The organism is Rhizobium sp. BR 362, assembly GCF_036528765.1.
GTDB lineage: Bacteria > Pseudomonadota > Alphaproteobacteria > Rhizobiales > Rhizobiaceae > Rhizobium.
On the sequence record NZ_JARWGH010000052.1, the window covers coordinates 18,121 to 28,183 of the forward strand.

The window sequence follows — 10,063 nt, forward strand, 5'->3', positions numbered from 1 at the left end:
ATCAGACCCTTTCCACGAGCTTTTGCCCAAACAGGCCGGAGGGGCGGATGAGCAGGAAGGCGAGTGCTGCGACATAGGCAATCCAACCTTCGATGCCGCCGCCGAAATATTCGCCGATATAGACTTCCGCGAGCTTCTCTGTCGCGCCGATTAGCAGGCCGCCGACGATCGCACCCAGAATGGAATCAAAGCCGCCAAGCACGAGAACGGGCAGCGCTTTCAGCACCACCAGCGACAGGGAGAACTGCACGCCGAGCCGCGCGCCCCATAGCAGGCCAGCCACCAGCGCCACGACACCGGCAGCCGCCCAGACCGTTGCCCAAATCCAGGGCAGTTTCAGTCCGACTGCAAGCGCAGCGAACTGATCGTCCGCTACAGCCCGGCATGCCAGCCCAATTCGGGTGTAGCGGAAGAAGGCGGACAGCGCCGCCACCATCGCAGCAGCGACTGCCGCCGCAAAAAGATCGAACTGGCTGATGAACACGCCGCCAATGTCGAATGGAACATCCTCGATCCCGAGCTCCAGACCGTGGACCTGCGTGCCCCAGATGAGTTGAGCCGCCCCCTCGATGATATAGGAGAGCCCGAGCGTCGCCATGAAAAGCGTAATCGGCGGCTTGTTGGTCAATGGTCGCAGCACGGTACGCTCGATGGCAATGCCGATCAGCACCATGACAGCGAATGTAATGACGAGCGCCAAGGCAAAGGGAACGCCACGCTCAAGAAGGCTGACAAAGGTCAGCGCGGCAAACAGCAACATTGCCCCTTGAGCGAAATTAAGCACGCCCGACGTCTTGTAGATCAGCACGAAACCGATTGCGACGAGCGAATACATAACGCCCGACAGCAGGCCGCCAACCAGCACTTCGATCAGAAACGGCCAGTCGAAATCTGCCATCAGATGCCCTCCCCATCCTCGTTTTCCGCAACGACGCCGAGATAGGCGTCGATGACGCGCTCGTCGGCACGAATTTCGTCCGGGCTGCCGTCGGCGATCTTGCGGCCGTAATCGAGGACCGCGATCCGGTCGGAAAGCTGCATGACCACGCCGATGTCGTGTTCGATGAGGATCACCGTCGTGTCATACAGATCTCGGGCAGACCGGATGAAGTCGGCCATGTCGTTCTTTTCGCTCGCCGTCATTCCCGCCATGGGCTCGTCCAAAAGCAGGATCTTCGGTTCCGCCACCAGCGCGCGGGCGAGCTCGACGCGTTTTTGCAGTCCGTAGGGCAGCGTGCCTACGAGACGATGACTGACCTGGCCCAGATGCAGGAACTCGAGAATACGGGCCGCCCGCTCGCGTGCATCCGCCTCTTCGCGGCGCGCGCGGCCAAGCCCGAGGATCTGTTCGGCAAAGGTCGAGCGCACGGTATAGGCTCGACCGGCGATGACGTTATCAGTGACACTCAAGCCCTTGAACAAGGCGAGGTTCTGGAACGTGCGCGCAACGCCAAGCGATGCCAATCGCTCCGTCGGCACATGACGATAGGTGTTGGAGCCGATACGAACATGGCCATGGTTCGAGCGATAGACACCGCTGATGACGTTGATCAGCGAACTCTTGCCTGCGCCATTTGGACCGATAATCGCCCGGATCTCCCCCGGCTCAACAGAAAGGTCTACATTGACCAAGGCAGCGACGCCACCGAATGACAGGCTGATGCCATGCAAAGAGAGAGCATGGGTCTCTTCGTCATGCTGCGGGATGCCGCCGGTCTTGCCCGGTGGCAACGCGCGGGCAATCTGGTCGCCGGAGTCCCGCAGCGTACCGGGATCCAGCACGTCAAGGGAATAGGTCGCGGCAGGCATTCAGTGTCCTCCATTCGGCTCGGGCGCGGCTTGAACATGGCACGCCAATCCCGTCGGCGTGGACCAATCGGCCCACGCACCCATCATGTTTCACTTTACGAGGTATTTTGCTGCAGCGAGGCCTATTCGGCCGCCACTGGCTGCGTGCTGGCGGCCTCTTCGAGCTCACGAACCAGCGGAATCACATGCTTGCCGAAATACTCGACCTCCTCCTGGAAATGCAGGAAGCCCAGCAGAATCAGATCCGCACCCGCCTGCTTCAGCGCCACAACCCGCTCGGCAACCTGCCGTGGCGTGCCGATGAGGTTCGAGCGGAAGCCATCATTATATTGAACGAGGTCTTCGAAAGAAGATTTCGCCCAGTTTCCTTCGCCTTCCGGCGACGCCTTGCCGGCGTTCTTAACTTCATGCCCGAAAGCATTGACCGCCTCGGGATTGGCCTTCTCGATGATCTCGGCAAGCACTGCCTTAGCTTCTTCCTCGGTTTCGCGCACGATTGCGAAGGCGTTCACCCCGATCCGCACTGAATGGCCATTCTCCTTGGCCTTCGATTGGATGTCGTCAACCTGCTTGCGGATCTCGGCCGGCGTATTGCCGTTGGTGAAGTACCAGTCCGACACACGCGCCGCCATGTCGCGAGCTGCGCGTGAGGAGCCGCCCTGGAAGATTTCCGGCTGCGGATCGATCGGCTTCGGCTTCAGCGAATAATTGTTGAAGCGATAGAAATCGCCGCGGAAGGTGAAATTATCCTCGGTCCAGATACCGCGAAGCGCACGGATGAACTCCTCCGAGCGGCGATAGCGCTCGTCATGATCAAGCCAGTGCTCGCCAATGGCGGCAAATTCACCGCGGAACCAGCCGCTGACAATATTGACTGCGACGCGCCCGTTGGTCAGGTGATTGATGGTGGCAATCTGCTTGGCGGCAACGGCCGGATTCCAAGGACCAGGCAGGATCGCTGCGATCACCTTCAATGTCGTCGTCGATTCAAGAAGGGCCTGACTGAACGAAACGGACTCATGCTGAAATTCCGCTCCATAGCCTGCCGTGAAACGGATCTGGCTTAGGGCATAGTCGAAACCGCTCGCTTCGGCGATCTGCGCAAGCTTTCTGTTGTATTCGATCGTCCAGCTTGTGCGCTGTTCGATATTCGAAATCACCAGTCCTCCCGAGACATTCGGCACCCAATAGGCAAATTTGACCGGATCGTTTGAGGCATTGGAAAAAGTCATGTAAGGCTCCCTCTGGAATTTCGTTCTATGGCTAAGCTGCCAATCCGCTGTGTTTTGCCGAGGCCGCGATCGCTCCGATGTCGAGCGCCGGCGTGATTTCAGAAACCTCTTCGACGGCTCGATCCACGCGCTCGAGGACGGCAGGATTCCTGAGCTCGTGATCGGTAAAGTCGGCCTCAAGCGCATAGATCGAGGTCGGGACGGTCAGCGCATTGAAGAAGCCGAAGAGCGGCCGCAATTGGTGCTCAAGCATCAGGCCATGCAACGGCGTGCCGCCGGTTGCGGCGAGGACGACGCGCTTGCCCCTCAGCGCTCGATGATCGACAAGGTCAAACAGATGCTTCAGCGCGCCGCTGTAGGACGCCCGATAAACGGGTGATCCGGCGATGATGATATCGGCTCCTTCCACCGCGGCAATGACCGCCCTGCCCTCGGTATCGAGCTGATCAGCTCTGAGCGCCCGAAAGAGCACCGGTGCTGCATCGACAAGCTCGATGCACTGCACGTGGCCACCAACGCGCTGCCGCAGGCGATCGGCGGCGACCTTCACCAAGGACGCCGTGCGGGACGGTCTTTTGACATTGCCACTCAGCGCGAGGATGTTCATGATGACCACGAGTCCCGATTGATTAGATAATTTACCCTATATATTTAGTAGCTTTTAGAAAGGCGAAGATGTTCTAATCTTCCGAGCAAAATGGATTGAATTACTGTTTTGAGCGATGGCTTATCGGAAGAATTTTCTCAAACGCAATCTGTCGTGCATGGCACGATGGGTGCTGAAGAACTGACGCCGAAGTGCGGGGACTGATCGACATACGAGCTCTGAGGGCAGTCATTTTCTTAAGCGCCTTACAAACTTTATATTGGCCGTTGATCGCCCGGCGTCCAACCCAGTGCACGCGTTGGGGAGGCCGATGGGGATTGTGGCTGGTCGCCCCAGCGAGCGAAATCGCAACCAGCCTGTCCGTCTGCACCTTTGAATCGCGAAATCAGGTTGGGAAAGAAAAACGAATTCTTCGGCCGCTTATGATTCTAAGTTAGACATGACCTCTGGTTGTGACTGCCGCAGACATACGACAGCCTTGCGTGCGAGCAGTGATGCCGGAATTAGATCAGTGTTGGCCATTCTCAGTTCCTCGGCTTTCAGACCCGCAGCTTGCATCGAGATCCGGGCGTTCGTTAATACCGTCTTCGCCCATTTGTTGTCGCCCCTCCCAAAACTTCCTCTTCATCGTGGCACTGATCGGGGGCGGATTGCGACACGACATGTCCGCAACCCTACACCCCCCCGATGAAACATCCGCAATCTCGGACGGTTGCGGGGGCGACCTGATTGGCACGAGTAGTGCTCAGAAGAAGCCGGGGGGCTAAACCCAAGAGCGCGACGGAGGTACCATCGGCGGCATTATTCGCTGAAAACGGATGGCGATTAAACCGCCCAGTTTGCGCACCGCAAGCGTCTACGCGTTACTGTCGTGCGAGAAGGCCATGCAGTTAGAGGGATGCGCAGGTTCTAGATGAGCGTCTACGCAAAGCGTAGGCGGTGCATACATCCGAAATCGAGGGCATCGAGTTCATCTGTTTCCGACCCCTTGAACCACAAGCGGCGCATGAGGCCGCCACAAATCACGAGGAATTTCACATGACAGAAATCAACGAAACAACGCTCAATGAACTCGTGAGCCGCGTCCTTGACGACCTTGGCGGAGCGCTCAGCGTGCCGCTGGTACGGATTGGAGATGCTCTCGGGCTATACAGGACGCTGAAGGCAGTCGGGCCGGTGAAGGCCGACGAACTTGCCGATGCCTCGGGATGCGCACCTCGTTATGTGCGGGAGTGGCTGGCGGCACAGGCAGCCTCAGGTTATGTGCATCATGAGCGAGGATTGTTCTCGCTGACGCCGGAGCAGGCCTTCGTGTTTGCCGAGCCGGACAGCGCGGTCAATCTCGTTGGCGCGTTCGATATCGCTGCTGCGATGGTCGAAAACCAGCCGAAGGTGCAGTCCGCCTTCAAAACCGGCCGAGGCGTTGCCTGGGGAGATCAGGCTGGCTGCATGTTCTGCGCCGTCGCGCGACTATTCCGCCCAGGTTATATTAATTCCCTTGTGCAGGACTGGCTGCCGGCACTCCACGGTGTAATCGGTAGATTGGAAACGGGCGCGAAGGTGGCGGACGTCGGATGTGGGCACGGGCTATCCACGATCCTTCTGGCGCAGGCGTTTCCCAATTCCCGCTTTGTGGGCTACGACTTCCATGCAGGCTCGATTGCCGCTGCGATCGCGCACGCCCAGGCACACGGGTTGACGAACCTGCACTTCGAGGTTGGCCGGGCGCAGGATTTCGACGGCGGAGATTTCGATTTGATCACCTGCTTCGACTGTTTGCACGACATGGGCGACCCGAAAGCCGCTGCGGCTCATATCCGAAAGGCGTTAAAAAAAGGCGGGGTCTGGATGGTGGTCGAACCAACGGCCGGAGATACCCTGGAGGAGAATATCAATCCGGTTGGACGGCTCTACTACTCAGCCTCGACGATGATCTGCGTTCCGACCTCGCTTGCCCAGGAGACAGGGCTCGCGCTCGGTGCGCAAGCTGGAGAGCGGCGATTGGCCGAGGTGATCCGCTCAGGCGGCTTCACTCATATCCGGCGTGCAGCCCAGACGCCCCTCAACATGGTGCTCGAAGCAACCTGACGAGAATGAGTGACGCATCGGTCCGGCCAGATGGGGCAGGCGCTCTGCGCGTGACGTCGGAAAGCGGGTAGCCGCCCTTGAAATTTGGTCGCGTCTGCTGGGTACAGGAGAAATCGCGCGCTTGCGATAAACTTAGGCCGGGTTCGAGTGCGATCCGGAACGCTGTCCTGCGGCTGTTTGGCGACGCCTTGTACCGGCGGACCTATGAGCAGCTCACACGCCCCTTCTGAAAGGCGGCCGAACAACCAAAGTCCCTAGCCCTTGGGTGCCCTCACCCGCAGATCGATCTCTCAACCTGGGATTTGATGGTGCGCCAGTTTGGTGGAGCAAAGCCTGCCGCTATTAGCCAGTGTCTACGCGCGAGTCAGGCGGTCACCTGTCGACATCGATTTTCGAGACGAGTTCTGTCGTCAGTCATTGGTCTTGCCCCCTTAATACATCACGATGTTGAGTGTGACGTCGACAGGCGAAGCCGCCTTGAGCTGGGTGCTCCCGCGCGCCACCAGCAGGCCATCCGCACGCTCCAAGCGCGCGACGATCTGCAGCGTTCTCGAAGCAGCCGAGCTTGCGGGCAGGGACAAGGAAAAGGCTATCGCCTTTGACCCGCCGTCGCTTCTGATGCGCGTTTCCGTGGCGCGACGTCGCGCATTATTTTGAATGGCACGGTCCTCGAGATAAATCTCAAGACGACCCTTCGGTATCACCGCGCCGCCCTCGAACGTGACCGTGCCGCGAATATCCGACGATTGAGCAGCGACTGGTCCGGCGACCGCCGCAACAGCCGCAGCCCCAACGGCCTGTAATACTGTGCGGCGGTCGGTCCGGTGCTTCATCGCACACTCTCCATGATTGCCTCGCAAGGCCCTGCGGTAGCGAGATTGCCGCTCAGCTAAGGGCTCGAAAAGATAAACCACTGCAAATGTAGTATCGGAAGGGGCGCCTGCAAGCGCCCCTCCTGGTATCGAGTTAGATGACAATGAAGTCGGCTGCCGAAAGCCTCAGATTTGGGGTCAGCTGCGCAACCTGAATGGCCGCAAGCTCTCCGCCTCCGTCGACGTCATATGACAAGGCGCCGCTATCGGTGTTGTAGATGATGCGGTCGCCTGCGTTATGAGCGATGCCCTCCGCGCTCCCGTGGAACGCGCCCAAGGCGAGAGCGCCGTCTCCACCGCCGCTCTCAAAGACGAGACTGTCCAGCAGGATCATGTCGTTGATCACCCTGAAGTCCTTGATCCGCTCGACATTACCGTTCCCAAGCTCAGGCGAGAAGCGGAATGTATCCTGACCCTCGCCGCCGGTCAGCGTGTCCTCGCCAGCTCCGCCACAGAGGATGTTGCCATCGTTGCCAGGCAATTCGTCGGCGTAGATGATGTGTTCGACGTTGGCGATTTGCGGAATTTTCAGGTTCTTGGACAGGAGGATGACGGTGTCGTTCCCGCCGTTGGCCTTCTCGTGAATGACGTCGTCCGGGGAATCGACGAAATAGATATCGTCGCCGCCGTTGCCAGCCATGCGGTCGGCGCCGCCGCGGCCGTCGAGGACGTTGGCGCCGTCGTTGCCGATCAGGACATCGTCATGGCTGCTGCCGATGCCGTTCTCGACGTAATAGTCGGTCGCATCCGCGTTGTGTCCAGCGAAGATCGAAACATTGTTGCTGCAACCGTTGACGCTGGAGAAATGTCCGGCGCGCAAGTCGAGGATCGTACCCGCCGTCGAGCCGGAGAAATCGATCGTGTCGGTCCCGCCGGTATCATGGATCGCGAAGCCGATGTCATGCTGCTTGCCAGAGGAGGTCAGCTGGTAGCTACGCTGTGGGCTCCCGAAGCCGTAGATATTGTTCTCTGTGTTGAGGTCGATGTGCTGGTAGGTGCGCACTCCATTCGCGTCAACGGTTGAAAAAAGGCGGCGAATGAAGGCCTCGATGTCGGCCATAAGCGGCGTCGACGCAAACCAGAGGCTGGTTTCGCCGACAGCGTTGCTATCGAAATAGGACATGACGCTGTATTGCCACCGATCATATATCCAGGTCGCATCGTTCCGATAGGTGATCGGCTCGCGCCGTCGGGACCGCTGTAATTGTAGTCTCCAGGATGATTCAGACCGAATTGATGGCCGAATTCATGCATGAAGGCTTGGAAGACATAGCCGCCGACATCGGTCTTGTGGGCTTCCTTGTCGTCGAAACCCTGGCCGATGCTGACATGGTGACCGTTCGAATAGGCCATGCCATCGTCCTCCTCGCCAAGTTCGGGGCTGACAACCTCAATCTGGTCCGTGGTGCCGTCGAACGGCGCGTCGTCGATGATTTCGAATTTCAGGGGTGTGACAGACGCCCACATCTCTAAGGCGCCGATCGCGGCGGCCTTGTATTCCGGGTGGTTGTTGAGTTCGTAGAGATTGATCCTCACCGTTCCCGCAGCGATCTCGGGCGTCAGCCAACTGGGCAATGACCCAAGATGGTCGATAAAGGACTCATAATCCTCGCTCTTGCCATATGGGTTGTCGGGCGTCTGGTCGTTAATCCACCAGTCGTCGCTCGTCTGGCTTGGTTTTCCGGTCTGGCTTGGATGCGGCATCTTGGGATTCCTCTCTCTTCGATTGTGCGCAGTTACGGCTGTACCGTTCTGCAGGGGTCAAGACTTCCGGTACCAGTTTGGAGGACGCACAGTAGAGAAGGATTGACCTCACCATAAACCGCCCGATCGCTTAGGTTTTCTGTACCGTTGCTACTCAGAGGCCAATAACCGATGTTCATGATCCATTCGTCCTTAGCGCAGGATTTTGAACTGCTCCTGTCCTAACCCCAATTACATATGAGCCACAGCCTGCACGTGAGGCGCTGCGAACCCCCATACGCCGACGAAGCATTCCCCCGGAACGCATCGTTCTTAAAAACCGCTGCCCCGCCCGAGGCGCCCACCTCATTCGCCGATACCTACTCGCCGCTCCAGCCACGCGCTGCTCAATCCTCCCGAAACGCATGCTGCATCTGGTCGGTGAGCGGCTTTGTCAGGTAGGAGATGACGGTACGGTCGGCGATCTTGATGAAGACCTCGGCGGGCATGCCGGGGTAGAGCGAAAGGCCCTTGAGCTTGGCGAGGCTTTCCGGTTTGGGGTGGATGCGCAGCGGATAATAGGTGGCCCCGGTGCGCTCATCGGTTACGAGGTCGGGAGCGACCGTCACGACCTCCGCCTCCACGTCGGGCGTGGTGCGCTGGTTAAAGGCGCTGAAGCGGATCTCGACCAACTGCCCGACGTGGATCTGGTCGATGTCACGGGTGGCCACCCGGGCTTCGACGGTCAGATCATCTGCCTCCGGTACGACGAGCATCAGCGTCTCGCCTGCCATGACGACGCCGTTGATGGTGTGGACTGCGAGCTGGTAGAGCCGCATGTGGAATCTCGTATCCACCGAGGATGGGATTCTCGCTTTTGTTCGCGGCGCATCAAAAGGGCAAGGAGCGCAATATTGGACCCAATCCCAGATAGGTCAGTTCTTTTCCTCGGGTGCTAAGCAAATTGCGGTTGTTCAGGCACCCCAGACCATCAGGACCAAAGGTTACGGTGCTGTGTCGCTCACCGCGTCGGAAATCTATCGCGTGGACTCCGATAACTTCGGCAGTCCGTATGAATGCTCGGTGATTTGCCGGCAGCAGAAGGCCGCCGCCCTCTCCAAGTTCGGACTGACTTTTGTGACGGATCGCACGTGGAGCGGGGACGAAAACCTCTGGTGCCGGGAATTTGAGTCTGGACCTTTGGACGATCCCGAGAACTTTTCTATCCCGGAAGAGGCGTTTGATTGGACCCGTAACATTGCCGCGCAGCAGCCGGTAGAGATCAAACTGGGGTTTATCGACGGAAATCTCGTGTCAATTGATGACCATGACGTTGCACTGATCGACACAATCCCGCTCCTAAATAAAACAGTTGGTAAATTCGGACACGGCCGCTTTGTCGGGCTCGAACACATTTCAACCGGTGAAAAGGTTCTCGAGGTCCGCGAGGCGCCCGCGGCGGCCATCATCATGGACGCGCTGCGGCACCTCGAAACCACGGCTCTGAATCCGGGTTAACAGTTATGCTCGGATGATTTCGGCCATGTATTGTGGGTTTCTGCCTGCTTTGTTTCGTCTGAGTTTGATACTGCGCTTGTCGTTATGGCTTCGAACCATGTTGATGGCGAAGTGTCGGACGACGGCCATGTTGGCTGGTCCATGCCCGGTTCGAGATCGGGCGGCATCCTCGTTGAAGGTGACGTCGAGTACCCAATGGAGGGAGTTCTCGATGGCCCAATGGCCACGTATGGCCTCGGCGAACTGGAGCGCGG

General features: G+C 58.7%; 8 protein-coding genes and 2 pseudogenes. 2 read left to right on the top strand and 8 right to left on the bottom strand.

Features of this window, described 5'->3' with window-relative positions:
* Window position 1: 1 nt before the first annotated feature.
* From QDY28_RS29110 to msuE, 4 genes are all read right to left on the bottom strand, one after another.
* Window positions 2-898, bottom strand: coding sequence for a branched-chain amino acid ABC transporter permease (locus tag QDY28_RS29110; protein WP_004119933.1), 897 nt, complete (start codon window positions 896-898; stop codon window positions 2-4).
* Window positions 898-1,809: an ABC transporter ATP-binding protein gene (locus QDY28_RS29115; protein ID WP_065091785.1), complete on the bottom strand. Its 912-nt coding sequence runs from the start codon at window positions 1,807-1,809 to the stop codon at window positions 898-900. Before QDY28_RS29115 ends, QDY28_RS29110 begins: the two co-directional genes overlap by 1 nt.
* 122 nt (window positions 1,810-1,931) lie before the next feature.
* On the bottom strand, window positions 1,932-3,041 hold the full coding sequence (gene sfnG, locus QDY28_RS29120; protein WP_004119927.1) for a dimethylsulfone monooxygenase SfnG: 1,110 nt from the start codon (window positions 3,039-3,041) through the stop codon (window positions 1,932-1,934).
* Between the two features lie 31 nt (window positions 3,042-3,072).
* Window positions 3,073-3,648, bottom strand: coding sequence for an FMN reductase (gene msuE / locus QDY28_RS29125; RefSeq protein WP_065091786.1), 576 nt, complete (start codon window positions 3,646-3,648; stop codon window positions 3,073-3,075).
* 1,038 nt (window positions 3,649-4,686) lie between these two features.
* Between msuE and QDY28_RS29130 the strand changes: the two genes are divergently transcribed.
* On the top strand, window positions 4,687-5,736 hold the full coding sequence (locus QDY28_RS29130; RefSeq protein ID WP_065091790.1) for a class I SAM-dependent methyltransferase: 1,050 nt from the start codon (window positions 4,687-4,689) through the stop codon (window positions 5,734-5,736).
* Window positions 5,737-6,167: 431 nt separating this feature from the next.
* Here QDY28_RS29130 and QDY28_RS29135 read toward each other — a convergent pair whose 3' ends face one another.
* The 3 genes and pseudogenes from QDY28_RS29135 to QDY28_RS29145 form a co-directional block, all read right to left on the bottom strand.
* Window positions 6,168-6,569, bottom strand: coding sequence for a twin-arginine translocation signal domain-containing protein (locus QDY28_RS29135; RefSeq protein WP_004119921.1), 402 nt, complete (start codon window positions 6,567-6,569; stop codon window positions 6,168-6,170).
* 325 nt (window positions 6,570-6,894) lie between these two features.
* Window positions 6,895-8,312, bottom strand: a pseudogene (locus tag QDY28_RS29140) (M10 family metallopeptidase C-terminal domain-containing protein); the annotation flags it as partial.
* 386 nt (window positions 8,313-8,698) lie between these two features.
* Window positions 8,699-9,127: pseudogene (locus tag QDY28_RS29145) on the bottom strand (HlyD family efflux transporter periplasmic adaptor subunit); the annotation flags it as partial.
* 1 nt (window position 9,128) lies between these two features.
* Here QDY28_RS29145 and QDY28_RS29150 point away from each other — a divergent pair.
* Entirely contained in the window at window positions 9,129-9,809 is a 681-nt protein-coding gene (locus QDY28_RS29150; protein WP_004119915.1) for an argininosuccinate synthase domain-containing protein, read from the top strand.
* A gap of 3 nt (window positions 9,810-9,812) precedes the next feature.
* Here QDY28_RS29150 and QDY28_RS29155 read toward each other — a convergent pair.
* A partial coding sequence (locus QDY28_RS29155) for an ISAs1 family transposase (RefSeq protein WP_331384695.1) occupies window positions 9,813-10,063 on the bottom strand: 251 nt, incomplete at its 5' end.

What these genes read in the sequence shown, in the direction of transcription:
- sfnG (WP_004119927.1), bottom strand. Translation starts at nt 3,041, where the DNA reads ATGACTTTTTCCAATGCCTCAAACGATCCGGTCAAATTTGCCTATTGG.
- QDY28_RS29150 (WP_004119915.1), top strand. Translation starts at nt 9,129, where the DNA reads ATGTGGAATCTCGTATCCACCGAGGATGGGATTCTCGCTTTTGTTCGC.
- QDY28_RS29130 (WP_065091790.1), top strand. Translation starts at nt 4,687, where the DNA reads ATGACAGAAATCAACGAAACAACGCTCAATGAACTCGTGAGCCGCGTC.
- QDY28_RS29115 (WP_065091785.1), bottom strand. Translation starts at nt 1,809, where the DNA reads ATGCCTGCCGCGACCTATTCCCTTGACGTGCTGGATCCCGGTACGCTG.
- msuE (WP_065091786.1), bottom strand. Translation starts at nt 3,648, where the DNA reads ATGAACATCCTCGCGCTGAGTGGCAATGTCAAAAGACCGTCCCGCACG.
- QDY28_RS29110 (WP_004119933.1), bottom strand. Translation starts at nt 898, where the DNA reads ATGGCAGATTTCGACTGGCCGTTTCTGATCGAAGTGCTGGTTGGCGGC.
- QDY28_RS29135 (WP_004119921.1), bottom strand. Translation starts at nt 6,569, where the DNA reads ATGAAGCACCGGACCGACCGCCGCACAGTATTACAGGCCGTTGGGGCT.